This window comes from Pseudonocardia sp. EC080619-01, assembly GCF_001420995.1.
GTDB lineage: Bacteria > Actinomycetota > Actinomycetes > Mycobacteriales > Pseudonocardiaceae > Pseudonocardia.
Genome location: NZ_CP012184.1, coordinates 792,528 through 810,695, shown reverse-complemented (window position 1 = coordinate 810,695; position 18,168 = coordinate 792,528). Strand labels below are relative to the sequence as shown.

Genomic DNA, 18,168 nt, shown 5'->3' with positions numbered 1-18,168 from the left:
CCTCAGCGGTCGTCGTCGCGGCGGGGGAGCATCACGGTGGTGTCGACGCGGCCCTCGACGATGCCGCGGGCGACCGCGGACAGCTGCTGCTTGGTGGACCGCGCGTACGCGCGCAGCCGGGTGAAGGCGTCGTCCATCGTGACGCCACCGCGCTCGGCCAGGACACCCTTGGCCTGCTCGATGACGACCCGGCTGGACAGCGCGGCCTGCAGCTGCCCGGTCAGGAGCTCCCGCTCCCGGGAGGTGCGGTCGGTCAGGATGCCGATGGTGGCGACGTCCGCCAGCGCCTGCCCGACCCGGAGGTCACCCACCGGCATCGCGACCGGTGTGCTGTGGAAGAGGTTGAGCGCGCCGATGGTGAGGCCACGCAGACGCATCGGCAGGGCGTGCACCGCGAGGAAGCCGGCCGCGCGCGCCCGCGGGGCGAACGCCGGCCAGCGACGGTCCCGCCGGAGATCGGGCGAGCGCACCTGCCTGGTCGTCCGGAAACAGTCCAGGCACGGCCCCTGGTCGGCCTGGATCTGGAACAGCTCGAGCAGGTTCGCGGCCTCGGCCGAGGCGGCGACGGCCTGCAGCGCCCCGCGCCGGTCGGTCAGGACGAGGCCCGCGGCGTCGGCGCCCAGCAGCGTGACGCAGTCGTCGCACAGGCCCTTGAGCAGGTCGATCACGTCGTAGTCGTCGACCAGGGTGTCCGCGAGCCGCACGAACGCCTCGATCAGCGGCCCTTCCCGTTCCCGGGGCGACCGTGCTGGTGACTCTCCGGCCATGGCGGTCCCTCCTCGACGCCGCGCGCGACCCGTGACAGGTCGGGCTGCCACGCGCCGTCGGGGGTCAGCCGCAGACGGCGAGCCACGACCTCGGCCGCGACCTGTCCGAGGGACAGTTCAGTGGCGAACGCCGCCGCGCGCAAGCGGGCCAGCGCGACGGAGGCACTCACCCGGGCCTGCGCGACGAGCATCCCGGTCGCCTGGTGCACCTCCGCCCGGGGTGGCGCCGCCGCGGCGAGTCCCCCGCCCAGCACGGGGGTCCCGCTGCCCGGGGGGCCGCCGGGCAGGTCGTCGGCCGCGGCTCCGGCCCAGTCCATCCGGTCGATCAACGTCCAGACGGCGACGTCCGCGGCACGGAGCGCACCGGCCAGCTCCGCGCTGCTCAGCGGCCCGGCCTCGGTGCGGTAGCAGTCCAGCACCCCGACGCGCGCGGCCCCGATCTGCAGCGGGAACACGAACATCGCACGGGCACCGGTCTCCACCGCGGCGGCGCTGAAGAGCGGCCACCGCCGGTCGGACGGGTCGGTCGTGTCGGACACGAGCACGGCGCGCCCGGTGCGGAAGGCGGTGAGGCAGGGCCCGTCCCCGAAGGCGAACTGGAGCTCGTCGATCCGTGCGGCGACCGGATCGGTGGCGCAGACCAGTTCCTGCTGCTCCTGCCCGGTCATCACGGTGACCGCCGCACCGGTCATCGGGAGCCAGGACACGCACGCCTCGCAGACCGCCATCGGGGCGTCCGGCCCGGCCACCTCCGACGCCGCCGCCAGGTCGCGGCTCAGCCGGCCGAGGTCGACCACGGGTCGTCCCCCCACCCGGTCGTTCCGTTCTCCGCCCGGCCGGGGCGGGACGGCTCCGGTCGGGTCCGGTACCTCCGGTCCATCGGGCCTCCAGCCCTCGGCGCGGGTGCGGAGTACGACCGCGGGGTCGCCCACCGCCGTCTCTCCGTCGGTGCCCACGCTCCGGCACTTGTCCGCCGAGCGTCAAGGGTATCCACGAACCGACCGGATCCGCCCGAGCCGGCGCACGGCGATCGCGCGGCCGTCCGGGACGGCGTGCGGCACGGAACGGGCCGGGTGCGGCGACGGCGGGGACAGGGGCGTCGCGCGGGCCGGTGGCACTGCCGCGCGGCGGAGGAGGACGTGTCCGGGGCCGGCGACCCGACGAGTGTGAGGCACGCGGCGTCCCGGCGTCTACGGCCGGGACAGGTCTTGACGGAGTGTGGAATCGATCCCATAGTGGAATGCATTCCACACCGCTCGACGCGGAGTGGTGCAGCGACGCGCCATGGAGGTTCGACGATGACCCCGACCGCCGGTCGGTCCCCGTTCTCCCTGCTCACCCAGCTCGCGGGTGACGAGGAGCAGCTGGAGATCTTCTCCGAGCAGAGCTCGATCGAGAGCTGGCTCGCCGCCGAACGGGCACTGGCCCAGGCCCAGGCACGGCACGGCGTGATCGCCCCGGACGACGCCGAGGCGATCGTCGCCGCCGCGCACCTGGACAACATCGACCAGGACGCCGTCTGGAAGACCGCCCGCAACGTCGGCTACCCGATCCTCGGCCTGGTCCGCGAGATCTGCGGGTCGCTGCCGCCCGGGCCGGACGGCCGCGTGCACTACGGCGCGACGACCCAGGACATCATGGACACCGGTCTCGCCCTGCAGATGGCGCGCTCGCTGGCCGCCCTCGACCGTCGCCTCGGTGCGCTCGGAGACGCGCTGGCCGATCGGGTCACCGAGCACGCCGGTACGGTGATGGCGGCCCGCACCCACGCCCAGCAGGCCGTCCCGACGACGTTCGGTGCCACGCTCGCGACCCTGCTCGCCCAGTTCACCCGCCAGCGCGAGCGTCTCGCCCAGGCCGCCCCGCGGATCGCGCTGGTCTCGCTGTTCGGCGCCGGCGGCACCGGCGCCGCGCTCGGCCCGCGCTCCGCCGAGGTCCGCGCGACGACCGCGGAGCTGCTCGGCCTGCACCACACCGACGTGCCGTGGCACGTCGACCGCGACGGCGTCGCCGAGTTCGGCTGGCTCTGTGCGACCGTCACCGCGACCTGCGCGAAGCTCGCCCGCAACGTCGTCGATCTGTCGCGGACCGAGATCGGCGAGGTCTTCGAGCCGTTCGAGAGCCACCGCGGCGCGTCGTCGACGATGCCGCAGAAGGTCAACCCGATCTCCTCGGAGATCGTGATCGGGCTGTCCGGGACGGCCGGGGCGCTGGCGTCGTCGCTGGCGAGGATGCAGGAGGCCGGGCACGAGCGGGCCGCCGGCGAGTGGCAGATCGAGTGGCAGGTGCTGCCGCAGCTCGCGGTGCTGGCCGGGACCGCGCTGGCCGAGACGCTCGTCGTCGTCCGCGGGATGCGGGTCGACGCCGGCCGGATGCGCGCCAACCTGGAGCAGGACGGGGGGCTGGTCATGGCCGAGGCCCAGATGATCTCACTGGCCGGCGCGATGGGCCGCGAGCACGCGCACGACCTGGTGTACGAGGCCGCCGCCCGCGCCCGCCGGGACGGCCGGACCCTGGCCGAGGTGCTGCCCGAGGTCGCCGAGGAGCAGGGCCGTGCCGCGCTGCTGCCCGACCCGCTCGTCACCGCCGACGACTACGTCGGCGAGGCGTCCCGGATCTCCGCCGCCGCGGTCCGTGGCTGGACCGCCGTCCCGGCCCTGGCCGCGAGCGGCCGGGGGACGGCGTCGTGACCGCCCCCACGACCTCCGCGCCCGCCCCGGCCGACGGCGACGCCGAGGGCCCGGAGAACCGGTTCGACCGGATCCGCTCGCGGATCGGCGGATGGGCGGTCCTCCCGCTGATGGCGCTCGCCCTGCTCTGGCCCGGTGACCTCTCCGCCGACCAGCGCGGGATGCTCGCGGTGCTGGCGTTCGTCGTCCTGCTGTGGATCTGCGAGACGATCCCGATCGCGGCGACCGCCCTGATCGGGATCGCGCTGCTGGTGCTGCTCGGCGTCGGCTCCGCGTCCGAGGTGTTCGGCGCCTTCGGCTCGCCGACCGTGTTCCTCGTGATCGGCGCGTTCCTGCTGGCACGCGCGATGACGGTGCACGGGCTCGACCGCCGGTTCGCGCTGCGGGTGCTCGCACTCCTGGGCGTCGGGAACAGCACCTATCGCACGGCGCTGGCGTTCGGTGTCGTCGCGACGGTGCTCGCCACCCTGGTCTCCGCCTCGGCGACCGCGGCGATGCTGCTGCCGATCGGCGTCGGCGTCGTCCGCACCGTCGGGGACCTCGTCCAGGAGCAGAACCCCGAGGTGCGGGGACACCGGACGCGCTTCTCCTGCATGCTGATGCTGGCGATCGCCTACGGCGCCGGGGTCGGCTCGGTGCTCACCCCGATCACCGGGATCGCGAACGTCATCGGCCGGGGCGCGGTCCAGGAGATGACCGGCTACCAGATCCCGCTGTTCGACTGGCTCGCGCTGTCCGCGCCGTACGTCGTCGCGCTCGGCGTGGTCGTGTTCACCGCGCTCGTGCTGCTCAACCGGCCCGAGACCCGGCACATCCCCGGAGGCCAGGAGCACTTCCGCGCGGCCCACCGCGAGCTCGGCGGCATGAGCACCGGCGAGCGGAACGTCCTGTGGACCTTCGCGCTGACCGTCGTCCTGTGGGTGACGCCGTCGCTGCTGGAGACCCTCGGGGCGGTCCCGCCGGACACGGTGCTCGCCACCGTGCTGGACCGGCTCAACGAGGGCGCGGTCGTGGTCGCCACCGCGGGCCTGCTGTTCTTCCTCCCGGCGGGCGGCGGGGAGCGGACGCTCTCCTGGGCCGACGCCGGGAGGATCGACTGGGGCACGGTCGTCCTGGTCGGGGTGGGACTGACCATCGGCCGGATGATGAGCGAGACCGGCCTCGCGGACTCGTTCGGCGCCGCCGTCGCGGACCTGACCGGCGTGCAGTCCACCCTGTTGCTCTGCCTGGTCGCGGTCGTCCTCGGCATGGTCATCTCGGAGACGACGAGCAACACCGCCTCGGTCGGCATCGTCGTGCCGATCGTCATCCCGATCGCCGTGGCCATCGGGGTGGACCCGCTGATCCCCGCGATGGCCGCGATCTTCGGCGGCAACGCCGGCGCGATGCTGCCGGTCTCGACGCCCCCGAACGCCATCGTCCACGGATCCGGCTACGTCCCGATGATCCGCATGATCCGCACCGGGGTGGTCGCCGACCTGGCGACGATCCCGCTGATCCTGCTCGCCACCGTCGGGATCGGCTCGATGATCGGGCTGGCCCTGCAGTGAGGACCTGAGCGCGTGCCCGGTCACCCGGCCCCGGTCAGTACGTTCGACACCGTGAGCACCCTCGCGGACGTCGCCCGGCTGGCCGGGGTCGGTGTCGGTACCGCCTCCCGCGCGATCAGCGGGAAGGGCTACGTCGACGACGCGACCCGGCGCCGCGTGCTCGACGCCGCCGGTGAGCTCGGCTACCGGCGCAACGCCGCCGCGCGCGCCCTGCGCGAGCGGCGCAGCCTGGTCGTCGGGCTGATGCTCCCCGACATCCACAACGAGTTCTACACGGCGAGCGCCGCGGTCCTGCAGGCCGAGCTGGCCGACGCCGGGTACCAGCTGCTCGTCGTCGCGACCGGCAACAGCGCCGACGCCGAACGGCACGCCTGGGAGACGATGCTCGACCGCCAGGTCGACGGCGTCGTCCACGTCCCGGTCGACCCCGGCGGCGTCGCACCGCCCGGGCTCCCCGTCGTCCAGCTCAACCGGCACACCGGTACCGCCGGGACGCCCGCCGTCGTCAGCGACGACGTCGCCGGGGTCGCGGAGCTGACCCGGCACGTGATCGCCGCCGGCCACACCGACCTCGCCGTGCTGGTCGGCGCACCCGAGCTGTCTACCAGCGCCGAACGGCTCGCCGGGTTCCGCACGGCCGCCGACGCGGCCGGTCTCGCCGAGGACGGGCCCCGCGGCGCCCGCTACCGGGTGCTCGTCACCGGGTTCAGTGCCGACGGCGGGGCCGCGGCGATGGCCCGGACCGCAGGCGACCTCCCGGGGGCGGTCGTCGCGCTGAGCAGCCGGCTGGTGATGGGTGTGCTGCGCTGGGCGGGCGAGCACGAGGTCCGCATCCCCGCGGACCTGTCGCTGGCCGGCCTGGGCGACCCCGAGTGGTTCGCGATCTGGCAGCCGGGGATCACCACGTTCGCGCCGCCGCTGGCCGAGATGGGCCGGCGGGCCGCACACGAGCTGATCGCCGCGATGGGGGAGGAGCCCGGCCCGGCGGGCGGGACGATCCGGCTGCCCGGCGAGCTCCGGATCCGGGGATCCGTCACCGGCGCCGTCCCGGCCCGGCCGTAGCGGCTCACACCCCGGGCACCGGTCGCTCCGCGGTGAGCCGCAGCAGCGCATCGGCGGTGCCGGCGTCGGCGACGAGGGTGTGCACCAGCCCGGACCGCAGCACCGCGTCGACGGCGTCGGCCCGCTCCGGGTCCCGCACCAGCGCGACGACCTCCCGTGCGGCGCGCAGCTCGGCCTCGCCGACCGCGACGACGTGCTGGGCCAGCGGGGTGTCCAGGACCCGTCCGTCGGCGTCGACCAGCAGCCCGACGATCTCGCCGCACGCGCCCCGCCCGCCCAGCCGCTTCCGCTCGGCCGCCGTCAGCACGTCGTGCACCGTCGAGTGCCCGGTCCGCCAGGCGCCGACCGACACGACGGCGGTGCCGAGCTCGGCGAACCGGGCGACGGCGTCCGCGACACCCGGCTGGGACCGCACCGCGGTCGCCGAGTCCCGGTCGGGGAGCACGAGCGGGGCGTAGATCGGGAAGGCGTCCCCGCCGCACAGCGCGGCGGCCCGGTAGACCGCGGTCGCCGACCCGTCGCGGCGCCACGGCAGCGAGTACGCCCCGCACAGCTGGACGACCTGGCAGCGGGGCAGCCGGTGGAGGTGCTCGACGACGTCGTTGACCGTGCGCGACCAGGCCAGCCCGAGCACGTCACCCGTCCCGACGGTCTCGCGCAGCAGATCCGCGGCCAGCGCGGCGACCCGCACCGGGACCGAGCGCGCCGGCCCCGGCGGGACGACGAGCGCGCGGCGCAGCCCGTAGGCCGCACGCAGCCCGGCGGAGCGGGCCCGGTCGACGTCCGGGCCCGCGTCGATCTCGACGCGCACCAGGCCACGCTCGCGGGCCGCGTCCAGCAGCCGGGCCACCTGGAACCGGCTCAGCCCCAGCTCCGCCGCGATCGTGATCTTCGTCTGGCCGGCGGCGAAGTACCGGTCGGCGACGTCGGCGGCGAGCAACCTGCGGGCGGGCCCCCACCGGTCGTCCGGCCCGGAGTCCCCGGCAGTGGCGCTCATCTGAGCACCCTAGCCCACCATTTCACCGGTCGAGTTGACCCGTCGGACCCCGAAACCCTCTACTGGCCGAGTGGCGGAACACGGAGTGTTCCGCTCATCTGAGTCACCGAGCACCGGGAGGGTGACATGACCGCCACCGCTGTCGATCGCGTCGTGCGGTGGGGCGCCCCGAACGGGCCGTCCGGCCCGGCGCCCGCCCACCAGCTGCTCGTCGGTCCGGACGACGGCTACGGCGACGTCGCGCTCGAGCGGCTGTCGCTCGTGCCCGGCCCGGCGCCGTGGTGCGGACCGGCCTCGACCGAGGACCGCCTGCTCGTCGTCCTGACCGGGCACGCCCGCGTGACGGTCGACGGCGGCGTCACGGCCGTGCTGTCGCCGAACGAGGTCGTGCACCTCGGGCGGGGGCGGACGTTCGCGGTGGAGGTCCTCGGCACGGGCGCGGCGGGCCTGCTGGACCTGCTCGTGCTGTCCGCGCCGGGCGCGCGGCCCGCCTGACCCACCCCCGGACACACGCCGGGCCCGCCACCCACGCGGGGTGACGGGCCCGGGCCGGGTCCGTGCGGTGTCAGCCGCCCATGCCGGGCATGCCCGGCATCGCGGGCAGCACCGGCTGCGCGGCGAACACGTCGAGGTACATCCCGCCCGCGACGAGCAGGCCCAGCACGCCGAGCACGAGCCCGCCGAGCGCGACCGGGCGGGCCCACGCGGCCGCACCGGGGCGGGCCGCCGGGCCGAACGCGATCGCGCCGGCCACGATCACGGCGAGGATCGCGAACACACCGTTGGCCAGCGCCGCGGTGTGCCACGGGGCGCCGTAGAACGCCTCGATCTGGTTGCCGGGCAGGCCGGTCGCGGCCTCGATCTGGCCGATCAGGCTCTGCCGGTCGCGGAGCATGTCGGTGAGCTGGGTGCCGGTCAGCGACACCAGGCCGAGCGCGGCACCGACGACCGCGCCGGCACCGGCGACGAGCCCGCCGGAGGTCGCGGCCGCGCCGGCACCGGTCCCGGTGGTCTCGGCGGCCTTCTCGGGCTCGGCGGCCTTCCCGGTGACCGTGTCGCCGGACTTCTCACCGGTCTTCTCGTCGGCCCCGGCGGTGGCCGTCTCGGTGGTGGCCGTCGTCGTCGACTCGGTGCCGGCGCCGTCGGTCCCGGCCGTGTCCGTGTCGGCCGGCGTGGTCTCCGTGTCTCGGGTCGTCTCGGTAGCCATGGCCGCACCGTACGTCAGGTCACCGGACCGCCTACGGGCCCCCTACCTGGGCAGACGTCCGGACAAGTTTCCGTTTCCGGTCAGCGCGACACGCGCGGGCAGCGGCCCGGCACGCCCGGTCAGGCCTGGCGGTGCGGGGTGCCGCGCAGGCTGAACCAGTAGGCGCCTGCCTCGGCGTCGGAGAGCTCGGTGCGCACCCGTGCCCGTGCCGGGCACCCGAAGCGCCGCTCGAGCGCCTTCCGGGCGGTCTTCTCGATCTTGCGGTGCAGCCGCTCCGGTACCGACCGGCCCGCCATCGTGAGGACGGCGACGAACGCGTACCGCGCCGGGCCGCGCCGGGGCCACGGGCCGGTGCCGTCGGCCAGCGACAGCTCGACCGTCATCGGGCGCTTCTGCCGGGCGTGCAGGGCCCGGGTCAGCTCGGCCTCCACGGTGTGCGCCTCGGCCCCGGCCGGGGCCTCGACCCGGACCACGGCCATGACGGCGTTCGTCCTACCGGTGCTCACGGCGCTCACGGTCCGTTGCCCCTTCCGGTACGCCGCCCCCCGGTGGTGCGGCCCGCGTATCATTCTTCCCGGCGCGAACCCGGTTAAACACGACCTGAAGCGTGAAAGTACGCAGGAATTGCGGTGAGGGCGCTCTCACGCCCCCACCGATCGGGTGTCAGGGGCGCCTCGCCGAGGGGAAGTCGGGCCGGCGCTTCTCGCGCAGCGCCGCGGCGCCCTCGACGACGTCCGGGCCGAGGAAGCAGAGCATCTCGTAGGCGGCCGACTGGTCGAAGGTCGGTCCGGCGCTGCGCAGCCAGCTGTTCAGCGAGCGCTTCGTGAGCCGGATCGCCTGCTGCGACCCGGTGGCCAGCTCGTGCGCGACCCGCAGCGACTCGTCGAGGACCTGGTCGCGGGGGAGCGCCTTGGCGACCATGCCCAGCCGCTCGGCCTCGGCGCCGGAGAGCATCTCGCCGGTGAGCAGGTAGTAGCGGGCCTTCGCCATCCCCGCCAGCAGCGGCCAGATGATCGCGGCGTGGTCCCCGGCCGACACCCCGAGCCTGACGTGGCCGTCACCGATCTTCGCGTCCTCGGCGCAGATCGCGATGTCGGCCAGCAACGCCACGACGACACCGGCGCCGACGGCCACGCCGTTGATCGCGGAGACGACCGGCTTCTCGCAGTTGATGATGTTGTAGACCAGGTCGCTCATCTCGGTGAGCATGTGCGAGACGCGCTCGTGGTCACCGGCCATCCGCTCGACCATGCCCAGGTCGCCGCCCGCGGAGAACGCCTTGCCGGCACCGGTGATCACCGCGACCCGGGTCTCGTCGTCGCGGGCGACGTCGTTCCACACCCGGGCGAGCTCGCCGTGCAGCTGCTCGTCGGTGGCGTTGTACTTCTCCGGGTTGTTGATCGTGATGAGCAGGACGCCGTCGTCGCGGCGCTCGAACAGCAGCTGGGAGTAGGAGCTCGGGTCGAGGGTCGTCGTTGTCGTCGTGGTCATCGTGGTGTTCCTTCCGGACGGGTGGTGACGGTCTCGAAGAGGCCGCCGGCGTCGTCGTCGGCGGCCTGGGCCACCGCCTTGTAGTGGATCTTCTTCCCGGTCGCGTTGCGCGGCAGCTCGTCGACGAAGCGGTAGCCGCGGGGGCGCTTGAAGTCGGCCAGCATCGGGTGGGCGCGGCAGTGCCGGTCGCAGTCGTCGGCGGTCAGGCCGGGATCGGCGCGCACCACGTAGGCGACGACGCGGCGTCCCCACCGCGCGTCGGGCACGCCGACGACGAGCGAGTCGGCGATCCCGGGGTGCTGGTTCAGCGCCTCCTCGACCTGCGCGGGGTGCACGTTCTCGCCACCGGAGACGAGCATGTCGTCCTTGCGGCCGACGACGGTGACGAACTCGTCGGCGTCCCAGGTCGCGAGGTCGCCGAGCCGGACCCAGCCGCCCGCGAACTTCCCCGGGTCGGCGCCGCCGGTGTAGGCGTAGCCGCCCTTGGGGGAGCGCACCACGACCTCGCCGATCTCCTGGCCGTCACGGGCGGCGGGATCGTCCGGGTCGGCCCGGCCGGAGTCGTCGATGCGGACCACGCGGACGTCGTCGTCGGTGCAGGCCCGCCCGGTGGTCCCGGCGTGCCCGGGCAGGTCGTCGGGGCGCAGGAAGGTGTTCCAGAACGTCTCGGTGGTGCCGTAGCCGTTGAAGATCCGCGGGGTGAGCAGCTCCTGGTAGCGCAGGCACGCGTCGCGCTCCAGCGGCGCGCCCATGGTGACGACGCCGCGCAGCGACGACAGGTCCCGGGCCCGCCCGGCCTGGGCGTGGGAGAGCATCTCCAGGTTGGTCGGGGCGCCGACCAGGTAGGTGATGCCGTGCTCGGCGACCAGGTCCAGCACCCGGTCCGGGTCGAACGCCCGCAGCGGGACGACGCCCGCGCCGACGTAGAACGCCGGGTTCGGCCCACCGGCGTAGAGCCCGCCGCGGTGGAACCACGGCGTCATGTTCAGCGTCAGGTCGCCCGGGCCCAGCGGGAAGTGCATGAGCACGTCGTGCGCGCTGAACACCTCGACGAGGCTGTTCAGCGGCACGCCCTTCGGCATGCCGGTGGTGCCGGAGGTGTAGAGCCGGGTGGTCTCGTCGTAGGTGGTGCGCGCCGGTTCCGGGGGCACCTCGCCGGGCCGGGCGAGCTCGCCGATCCGGACCGACCCGGGCAGCGGCTCCCCGCCCCCGGCGGCGACGAGCAGCTCCGGGCGGTGCACGGCGATCCCCAGCGCGTCGCGCGCGGTGCCGGCCAGCTCGGTGTCGTACACGAACACCCGTGGCCCGCTGTCGTCGAGGACGTGCGCGACCTCGCCCGCGGCGAGCCGGAAGTTGACCGGTGCCCCGACCGCGCCCGCGGCCTGGGTGGCCAGGTAGAGGCGCGCGAAGTCGGCGGTGTTGAACAGCTGGTAGGCGACGACGTCGCCGGGCCGCACGCCGGCGTCGAGCAGGCCGGCCGCCAGGGCGTCCACCTGGGCGGCCAGGTCGGCGTAGGTGTGCCGGTCACCGGTGGCCGGGTCGACGACGGCGGTCCGGCGGCCGAAGCGGCGCACGGTGCGCCGGAACCCGGCCAGGTAGGTGAAGTCGCGTTCGAACCACTCCCGGAAGGGTGCGGGGTCGTAGGTGTACATCGGCTCCTCCTCGTCGAGGGCGTCAGGTGCGGGCCGGGCGGGTCACCCCGCACCGCCCGCGGTGAAGGCCGGGATCCCGGTGAGGGCCCGGCCGAGGATCAGCGTGTGGATCTCGTCGGTGCCCTCGTAGGTCCGGACCGCCTCCAGGTTCGCCGCGTGCCGCAGCGGCGGGTACGCGGCGGACAGGCCGTTCCCGCCGAGCATCGTGCGCGCCGTCCGGCAGATGTCGATCGCCTCGCGGACGTTGTTGAGCTTGCCGACCGAGATCTGCTCCGGGCGCAGCCGTCCCGCGTCCTTGAGCCGGCCGGTGCGCAGCGCGACGAGCATGCCCTTCTGCAGCTCCAGCGCGGTGTCGACGAGCTTCTGCTGGGTCAGCTGGAACGCGGCCAGCGGCGTCCCGAACTGCCGGCGCTCCAGCGTGTAGCGCCACGCCGTCGTCCAGGCGTCGCGAGCGGCGCCCATCGCGCCCCACATGATCCCGTAGCGGGCCTCGTTCAGGCAGGTGAAGGGGCCGCGCAGGCCGGTCGCGCCGGGCAGGACCGCGTCGCCGGGGAGCCGGACGCCGTCGAGCACGACGTCGGCCTGCACCGACGTCCGGAGCCCCAGCTTCGGCTCGATCGGGGTGGCGGTGAACCCGTCGGTGCCGGTCGGGACGCAGAACCCGCGGATCCCGTCCGGCGTCCGCGCCCAGACGACGGCGACGTCGGCGATCGTCGCGAGGCCGATCCAGCGTTTCGCGCCGTGCAGCACCCAGCCGACGCCGTCGGGCTCGGCGCGGGTGGTCATGCTCGCCGGGTCGCTGCCGGACCCGGGCTCGGTGAGCCCGAAGCAGCCGACGAGCTCGCCCGCTGCCATCCCGGGCAGCCAGCGTTCCCGCTGCTCGTCGGTGCCGAACCGGTCGATCGCGGTCATGGCGAGCGAGCCCTGGACGCTGACGATCGTCCGGATCCCGGAGTCGGCCGCCTCCAGCTCGGCCGCGGCGAGCCCGTACTCGACGGCGCTGCGGCCCGGACATCCCGGGCCGTGCAGGTGCGCGCCGAGCAGCCCGGCCCGGCCCAGCTCGGGGATCAGCTCGCGGGGCAGGTGTGCCCGCTCGAACCAGTCGGCGACATGCGGGGTGACGCGCTCGGCGACGAACCCGCGGACGTGCTCGCGCCAGGCGCGCTCGTCGTCGGTGAGCAGGTCGTCGAGGTCGAGGAGGTCGTGTGCGGAGGTGGTGTCCACGGCGCGCCGATCAGGCCATCGAGAGGCCGCCGCTGACGCTGACGGTCTGCCCGGTGAGGTACGAGGCGTCAGGGGAGGCGAAGAACGCGACGGTGGCCGCGAGGTCCTCCGGCTGCGCGAGCCTGCGGAACGGGATGGCCTTGACCAGCGCGTCGCGCAGCCTGTCGTTGCCCTCGACGACCGAGGCGAACAGGGCGGTGTCGGTCGGACCGGGGCACACGCAGTTGGCGTTGATCCCGTTCCGGGCGACCTCGCGGGCGAGGGTCTTGGTGAAGGAGATGACCCCGCCCTTCGCCGCGGAGTAGACCGCCTCGCCGGACGAGCCGACCCGGCCGGCGTCGGAGGCCAGGTTGACCACCGTCCCGCCGCCCTGCTCGACCATCACCGGGACCACGGCGTGTGCGGTGTGCAGGACGCCGTAGAGGTTGATCCGGATGATCCGGTCCCAGTCGGCGGGGTCGGAGTCGACGAACGGGCCGACCTTGTCCCAGCCGGCGTTGTTCACCAGGACGTCGATCCGGCCGTACTCCGCGCGGACCCGGTCCACCATGGACCGCACCGACTCCGGGTCGGCGACGTCCGCCCGGATCCCGACCGCCCGTCCGCCGATCTCCGCGGCGGTCCCGGCCGCGGTCGCCTCGTCGACGTCGGTGACCGCGACGGCGGCGCCCTCGGCCGCCAGCCGCTCGGCGATCGCGCGGCCGATGCCGCGCCCGGCGCCGGTCACGATCACGGTCCTGTCGTCCATCCTGCCCATCGGGTGTTCTCCTCGTGGTCGGTCGGGTGAGTCAGGGTGCGAGCCCGCGGCCCAGCCGCCGGCGGGCGATGACGAGCTTCATGATCTGGGCGGTGCCGTCGCCGATCTGCAGGCCGAGCACGTCCCGCAACCGCTGCTCGATCGGCAGCTCGGTGCGGTAGCCGTACTGGCCGTGCAGCAGCAGGCACTGGGTGATCTGGTCGTGGGCCGTCTTCGGGGCGAACCACTTGCACATCGCGGCCTCGGCGGTGTGCGGCTCACCGGCGTCGGCGAGCCAGAGCGCGCGGTGGCAGAGCCCGCGGGCCGCGGCGAGCAGCGTGTCGGCCTCGGCGAGCGGGAACGAGACGCCCTGGTTGACCGACAGCGGCCGGTCGAACGCCTCGCGCTCCGACACGTACCGCCAGGTCTCGTCGACGGTCTGCTGCGCGCAGCCGAGACACTGCAGCCCGATCAGCGCCCGGGAGAAGTCGAACCCGGACATGACCTGACCGAACCCCTGCCCCTCGGGTCCGAGCAGGTGGTCGGCGGGGACGCGGACCCGGTCGAGGTGGGCGGCCCCGCGGCCGACGGCGCGGGTGCCCATGTCCGGGTACGGCTCGACGGTCACGCCGGGCCGGTCGAGCGGCACGAGGAACGCGGAGATGTCGCGGCCGCGCTCGGTGGACCCGCCGGTGCGGGCGAAGACGACGACCGCGGCGGCGTCGGCGGCGAACGACAGCGACTTGACGCCGTCGAGGACCCAGTCGGCGTCGTCGGACGTGCCGTCGCGGGTCGCGGTCAGCCGGGGGACGCCGGCGTCGGACCCGGCGTGCGGCTCGGTCAGCCCGATCCCGACGATCTCCTCCCCGGAGCAGATCCGCGGCACCCAGTGCGCGGCGAGCTCGGACGTCGCGTTGGCGGCGAGGATCCGGCCGGTCAGCGCGCCGACGACGTTCAGGTAGCCGACGTTGATGTCGCCGCGGCCGATCTCCTCGACGACGAGGCCCGCGGTGAGCCGGTCCGTCCCGCCGCCGCCGAGACCGGTGGGCAGCTGCGGGCCGATCAGGCCCGCGCGGCCCATGTCGCGGCGCAGGTCCGGGTCGATCCGGCCGGCGGCCTCCCGGCCCCGGTAGCCGGGCAGCAGCACCGACTCCGCGAACGCGCGGGCCCGGTCGCGGTGCGCGCGCTGGCTCTCGGTGGGGGCGAAGTCCACGTCGCCGACCTCCTCTGGGTATCGACCTCGGCGTCGAACTCTGACGACAATGACAAAACTTGACTCGTAGGTCAATACTGGAGCCCGTGAGGTGCCCGCGCGGCCGGTGCGAGACTGGTCGGCGGAGGTTTCGGCGGAGGTGGAGTGATGACGGACGCGGCGCGCGTGGGCGAGGAGCCGGTCGGGCGGGTGCAGCGCAAGCGCGGCCGCCGGATCCGGCAGATCCTGACGACGGCCGCCGAGCTCGTCGGCGAGCGCGGGTACGACGCGGTCAGCCTGGAGGACGTGGCCGAGCGCCTCGATGTCACGAAGGGGTCGCTCTACTACTACTTCCCCGGCAAGGACGAGTTGGTCACCGCTGCGATCGAGACCCTCGGCGACGACTGGACGAGCCGCCTGGAGAGCCTCCCGGCCGGTCGGGAAGGGAGCGCCGCCCGACGGCTGCGGGCCCTGATGCGCGAGCACGTGACGATCGCGGTGCGCGAGTACCCCGCGGCGCTGCGGCTGTTCCTGGTGCCCAGCACCTGGCCCGCCGCGCAGCGCACCCGGATCAAGGCGCTCCGGCGCCGGCACGACGCGGTGTTCCGGGCCGTGCTGACCGAGGGGCTCGCGGCCGGGGAGTTCGCGGTCGTCGACACCGACGCCACGCTGCAGTGCCTGCACGCGACGATGAGCCAGGCGCCGGTGTGGTGCGGGGAGCTCTCCGGCACGGCGCAGGAGCGGGCCTTCGACGACGTCGTCGACACGCTGATGAAGCTGGTGGCCCGGGACTGAGGGTGGGCCGCGGCCTCGGGTGATCATGTGGCGGGCGGAGGTCCGTGGCGGAGGTGTGCGAGCCGAGGTCTGTGCAGTCGACCGTGTGGTCCGTGACGTTTCCGGGGCGGTACAGGCTCGGGGCCGGTTCGCCAGGGCGAGAGGTGAGGCGATCCGCGGTGGTGCCGGAGTGGAGGGGGCGCATCATCTGCCGGTCGACTCGGACGAAGGCGGCTCCGCGAACGTGCTCGGCAGCGGCCGACGTCCCGGGACGATCGCCGGCACCGAGTGGTTCGCGCGCTCCCTCGCAGGTCACGGGTGTGGGGGCGCAAACGACGTACTAGCGGATCGAACATATGGTCGAGTACACTCGGCCCTATGACCGCGGTCCAGGAACCTCCACGCACCGGCCTCCCTGCCGGGGATCCGGGGTTCCCTCAGGTCGATCTGGCGCTGGTGCAGCTGGCGGTGGAGCAGGCCGCGCACGACGACCTGTCCGGTGTGTCCGAAGCCGAGTTGATCGATCAGATCCAGCAGCTGGAGTCGGTGCAGCACTTCCTCGCGGCGCTGCAGGCCACTCGGGTGCGGGCGTTCGCGCGGCTCCATGTGGAGAACGGCATCGCGGCCGGGCGGACGGATCCGGATCGGTTGCAGCGGGGTGTGGTGGCTCAGGTCGGGTTGGCCTGTCGGGTGTCGCCGGCCGAGGCGCGGCGCCGGGTGGGTACGGCCCGGGATCTGCACGACGGTCTCGATCACGTCCGTGGGCTGTTCGCCGCCGGGGAGCTGTCGGCGCTCAAGGTGACGGCGGTGGTGAGCGCCTGCTCGGATCTCGACCGCGCCGAACGTGCTGCGGTGGATGTTCGTCTGGCCGGCCACGATCTGACCCGGCTGGGGATCCGGCGGTTGCAGGACCTCGTACGCAAGTTCGCCGCCGAGGTGGCGCCGGGGAAGTTCCGGGCCCGGGTCGAGTCGGCCCGCGCAGAGCGGCGTGTGACGTTGCGCCCGGGGCCGGATGCGATGACGTATCTGACCGCGTATCTGCCGGTCGAGCAGGGTGTGGCATGTCTGGCCGCCCTGAACAAGGCGTTCACCGAGGTGTCGGTGAACCCGGCACCACTGACCCGGACCCGCGGGCAGGTCATGGCCGACACCCTGGTCGAGCGCCTCACCGGGCAGGTGGTGGCGACCGATGTGGGTGTCGAGGTCCAGGTCGTGGTGCCGGTCGAGGCGCTGCTGGACCCGGACTCGCCGTTGCCGGCGGAGATCTCCGGCCACGGCCCGGTCCCGGTCGAACTCCTGGCCACGGGCGAGGGGAGGAAGACCCTGCGCCGCCTGATCACCTCCGACGGCGTCGTGATCGGCGGGGACTCCCGCCAGCGCACCTTCACCGGTCTCCTCGCCCGCCTGGTCCGAGCGCGCGCGGGGAACCGGTGCACCGAGCCCTACTGCGACGCCCCGGTACGGCACGTCGACCACATCCACCGCGATGCCGACGGGGGAGCGACCGAGCTCGACAACGGCAGGGGTGTGCGAGTTCCACAACCACGTCCGCGAACAAGCGGGCTGGCGGGTGGCCCGCGGGCCGGACGGACAGGTCCGCACCACCACCCCGACCGGACACACCTACCGGGCTCCCGGATGACCGACGTGCGCACGTGGCGCGCGGCGATCCCACCTGCGGCCTGGCGGCGTCCGCGTCCACTCCCGACCGCGGGGGTCCTCCGGCCGGCCCACCGCGAGGGGAGGCTGCCCGGCGGTGGGTCCCGGGAGGCGGTGTCGTGGGACCGGTGGATCAGCCGATGACCGGCAGCGGTCCGGAGGGCCGGTCGAAGAAGATCGGGCGCGTCTCCTCGCGGGGGTCGGGGACCCGGGAGAGCACGGGGAGCAGACCGGTGGGCTCCTCCGTGGGCTCGTCGGCCGGTTCCTCGCGGCCCGGGCGGACGGCGGCGAGCGCCTCGTCGGCCAGCGCCTCACGACACTCGGCCAGCAGCTCGCGGACGTCGTCGGTCACCGGGTGGCTCGGCCCGAGGAACCGGTCGGCGGTGTCCAGCGTGGACGACAGCAGCCCGGCGGCGCCGCGCAGGTCGCCCGCGTCGGCGCGGGCCACGGCGAGCGCCGCGCGGGAGGCGACGGTGCACGGGTGCGCGTCGCCCAGCACGCGCCCGCGCCGGGTGATCACGTCCTCGTGCCGGGCGACGGCCTCCTCGGGGCGGCCGGTGACGCGGTGTGCCGCGGCGAGCGCGTCGGCGGCGGCCAGCGAGGCCGGGTGGTCGGCGCCGAACTCCTGCTCGCGAGCCGCCAGGTTGCGGGCGGCCAGCTCGAGGCCGCGGGTCTCGTCGTCACCGAGCAGGTACGCGACCGACAGGGTGCCCTCGACGACGAGGGTGTCGGCGTCGCGCGCACCGAGCTCGCGGCGGGCCGCGGCGAGCAGCTGCTCCAGGCGCCGGGTCGCGTCGAGCAGGCCCTTCTCGTCGCCGGACCGGCCGGCGGCGCGGACGTCGGTCGCGGCGCGGTCGTGCCGGGTCCGCAGGGCGGTCCGGACGCCGCCGGCCCGGTGGTCGACGGCCGCACTCTCGCGCAGGAACGGGGAACCGGCGAAGACGCTGTTACTCACGGTCGCGTTACCTCCTCGCGGTAGGCCGTCCGGACGGTGCGAGCCACCCGGTCGGACTAGTTGATCGGTACTGAACGTACCGGTAACCGGTGTCGCTTGGGCCTCCGGAGCGAGATTCGAGGCGCACGCCACCGTTGCCGGTGACCCACCGTCGTCGCACGTGAGCCCCCGGTCGTGATCGGCGCGAGCCCGGTCCCGCGTGGCAGGGTCGG

General features: G+C 74.4%; 17 protein-coding genes. 6 read left to right on the top strand and 11 right to left on the bottom strand.

The window, feature by feature from the left end; translation table 11 throughout:
- Nucleotides 1–2 precede the first annotated feature (2 nt).
- Nucleotides 3–767, bottom strand: a complete 765-nt coding sequence (locus tag AD017_RS03735) for a GAF and ANTAR domain-containing protein (protein WP_060572886.1) — start codon at nt 765–767, stop codon at nt 3–5.
- Nucleotides 716–1,564 (bottom strand): GAF domain-containing protein, encoded by an 849-nt coding sequence (locus AD017_RS03730; RefSeq protein ID WP_060572885.1) that lies wholly within the window; start codon nt 1,562–1,564, stop codon nt 716–718. Before AD017_RS03730 ends, AD017_RS03735 begins: the two co-directional genes overlap by 52 nt.
- 501 nt (nt 1,565–2,065) lie before the next feature.
- Here AD017_RS03730 and AD017_RS03725 point away from each other — a divergent pair.
- From AD017_RS03725 to AD017_RS03715, 3 genes are read left to right on the top strand one after another with little or no spacing between them, the layout of a single operon-like run.
- A complete protein-coding gene (locus AD017_RS03725) occupies nt 2,066–3,457 on the top strand; it encodes a lyase family protein (protein WP_082399035.1) in 1,392 nt (463 codons plus the stop codon).
- Nucleotides 3,454–5,007: a DASS family sodium-coupled anion symporter gene (locus AD017_RS03720; protein WP_060572883.1), complete on the top strand. Its 1,554-nt coding sequence runs from the start codon at nt 3,454–3,456 to the stop codon at nt 5,005–5,007. The genes AD017_RS03725 and AD017_RS03720 overlap by 4 nt, the downstream gene beginning before the upstream one ends.
- A gap of 51 nt (nt 5,008–5,058) precedes the next feature.
- The gene (locus AD017_RS03715) at nt 5,059–6,069 is read left to right on the top strand and encodes a LacI family DNA-binding transcriptional regulator (protein WP_060576215.1); all 1,011 of its coding nucleotides are present in this window, start codon (nt 5,059–5,061) and stop codon (nt 6,067–6,069) included.
- A 4-nt stretch (nt 6,070–6,073) separates the two neighbouring features.
- Here AD017_RS03715 and AD017_RS03710 read toward each other — a convergent pair whose 3' ends face one another.
- Nucleotides 6,074–7,066, bottom strand: a complete 993-nt coding sequence (locus AD017_RS03710) for a sugar-binding transcriptional regulator (protein WP_075314092.1) — start codon at nt 7,064–7,066, stop codon at nt 6,074–6,076.
- A 126-nt stretch (nt 7,067–7,192) separates the two neighbouring features.
- Here AD017_RS03710 and AD017_RS03705 point away from each other — a divergent pair, with 126 nt between their 5' ends.
- Nucleotides 7,193–7,561 carry a hypothetical protein gene (locus AD017_RS03705; protein WP_010238659.1) on the top strand — a complete coding sequence of 123 codons (369 nt, stop codon included), beginning with the start codon at nt 7,193–7,195 and terminating at the stop codon, nt 7,559–7,561.
- 70 nt (nt 7,562–7,631) lie between these two features.
- On the opposite strand, the gene AD017_RS03700 is transcribed toward AD017_RS03705, so the two are convergent.
- The 7 genes from AD017_RS03700 to AD017_RS03670 all read right to left on the bottom strand — a co-directional run bounded on the left by AD017_RS03700 (nt 7,632) and on the right by AD017_RS03670 (nt 14,589).
- The gene (locus AD017_RS03700; RefSeq protein ID WP_060572879.1) at nt 7,632–8,273 is read right to left on the bottom strand and encodes a hypothetical protein; all 642 of its coding nucleotides are present in this window, start codon (nt 8,271–8,273) and stop codon (nt 7,632–7,634) included.
- A 119-nt stretch (nt 8,274–8,392) separates the two neighbouring features.
- Entirely contained in the window at nt 8,393–8,779 is a 387-nt protein-coding gene (locus tag AD017_RS03695; RefSeq protein ID WP_139317202.1) for a hypothetical protein, read from the bottom strand.
- A 157-nt stretch (nt 8,780–8,936) separates the two neighbouring features.
- Nucleotides 8,937–9,764, bottom strand: coding sequence for an enoyl-CoA hydratase/isomerase family protein (locus tag AD017_RS03690; RefSeq protein ID WP_010224941.1), 828 nt, complete (start codon nt 9,762–9,764; stop codon nt 8,937–8,939).
- Nucleotides 9,761–11,416 (bottom strand): class I adenylate-forming enzyme family protein, encoded by a 1,656-nt coding sequence (locus AD017_RS03685; protein WP_060572876.1) that lies wholly within the window; start codon nt 11,414–11,416, stop codon nt 9,761–9,763. Before AD017_RS03685 ends, AD017_RS03690 begins: the two co-directional genes overlap by 4 nt.
- A gap of 42 nt (nt 11,417–11,458) precedes the next feature.
- Entirely contained in the window at nt 11,459–12,640 is a 1,182-nt protein-coding gene (locus AD017_RS03680) for an acyl-CoA dehydrogenase family protein (RefSeq protein WP_060572874.1), read from the bottom strand.
- A gap of 10 nt (nt 12,641–12,650) precedes the next feature.
- Nucleotides 12,651–13,397: an SDR family NAD(P)-dependent oxidoreductase gene (locus tag AD017_RS03675; protein WP_060572872.1), complete on the bottom strand. Its 747-nt coding sequence runs from the start codon at nt 13,395–13,397 to the stop codon at nt 12,651–12,653.
- A gap of 31 nt (nt 13,398–13,428) precedes the next feature.
- Complete coding sequence (locus AD017_RS03670; protein WP_060572870.1) at nt 13,429–14,589, bottom strand: acyl-CoA dehydrogenase family protein; 1,161 nt, start codon at nt 14,587–14,589, stop codon at nt 13,429–13,431.
- Between the two features lie 147 nt (nt 14,590–14,736).
- On the opposite strand from AD017_RS03670, the gene AD017_RS03665 reads away from it, so the two are divergent.
- Together AD017_RS03665 and AD017_RS03660 are read left to right on the top strand one after the other, a co-directional pair.
- The gene (locus tag AD017_RS03665; RefSeq protein ID WP_060572868.1) at nt 14,737–15,363 is read left to right on the top strand and encodes a TetR/AcrR family transcriptional regulator; all 627 of its coding nucleotides are present in this window, start codon (nt 14,737–14,739) and stop codon (nt 15,361–15,363) included.
- 357 nt (nt 15,364–15,720) lie between these two features.
- Nucleotides 15,721–17,145 (top strand): HNH endonuclease signature motif containing protein, encoded by a 1,425-nt coding sequence (locus AD017_RS03660; protein ID WP_060572867.1) that lies wholly within the window; start codon nt 15,721–15,723, stop codon nt 17,143–17,145.
- Here the strand turns inward: AD017_RS03660 and AD017_RS03655 are convergent.
- Nucleotides 17,135–17,956 (bottom strand): tetratricopeptide repeat protein, encoded by an 822-nt coding sequence (locus tag AD017_RS03655; protein WP_060572865.1) that lies wholly within the window; start codon nt 17,954–17,956, stop codon nt 17,135–17,137. The two genes, AD017_RS03660 and AD017_RS03655, sit on opposite strands and share 11 nt — an antisense overlap.
- Between the last annotated feature and the right edge of the window lie 212 nt (nt 17,957–18,168).

Coding starts and splice junctions, on each gene's coding strand:
- AD017_RS03735 (WP_060572886.1), bottom strand. CDS start 767: ATGGCCGGAGAGTCACCAGCACGGTCGCCCCGGGAACGGGAAGGGCCG.
- AD017_RS03725 (WP_082399035.1), top strand. CDS start 2,066: ATGACCCCGACCGCCGGTCGGTCCCCGTTCTCCCTGCTCACCCAGCTC.
- AD017_RS03710 (WP_075314092.1), bottom strand. CDS start 7,066: ATGAGCGCCACTGCCGGGGACTCCGGGCCGGACGACCGGTGGGGGCCC.
- AD017_RS03705 (WP_010238659.1), top strand. CDS start 7,193: ATGACCGCCACCGCTGTCGATCGCGTCGTGCGGTGGGGCGCCCCGAAC.
- AD017_RS03700 (WP_060572879.1), bottom strand. CDS start 8,273: ATGGCTACCGAGACGACCCGAGACACGGAGACCACGCCGGCCGACACG.
- AD017_RS03690 (WP_010224941.1), bottom strand. CDS start 9,764: ATGACCACGACGACAACGACGACCCTCGACCCGAGCTCCTACTCCCAG.
- AD017_RS03685 (WP_060572876.1), bottom strand. CDS start 11,416: ATGTACACCTACGACCCCGCACCCTTCCGGGAGTGGTTCGAACGCGAC.
- AD017_RS03675 (WP_060572872.1), bottom strand. CDS start 13,397: ATGGGCAGGATGGACGACAGGACCGTGATCGTGACCGGCGCCGGGCGC.
- AD017_RS03665 (WP_060572868.1), top strand. CDS start 14,737: ATGACGGACGCGGCGCGCGTGGGCGAGGAGCCGGTCGGGCGGGTGCAG.
- AD017_RS03660 (WP_060572867.1), top strand. CDS start 15,721: ATGACCGCGGTCCAGGAACCTCCACGCACCGGCCTCCCTGCCGGGGAT.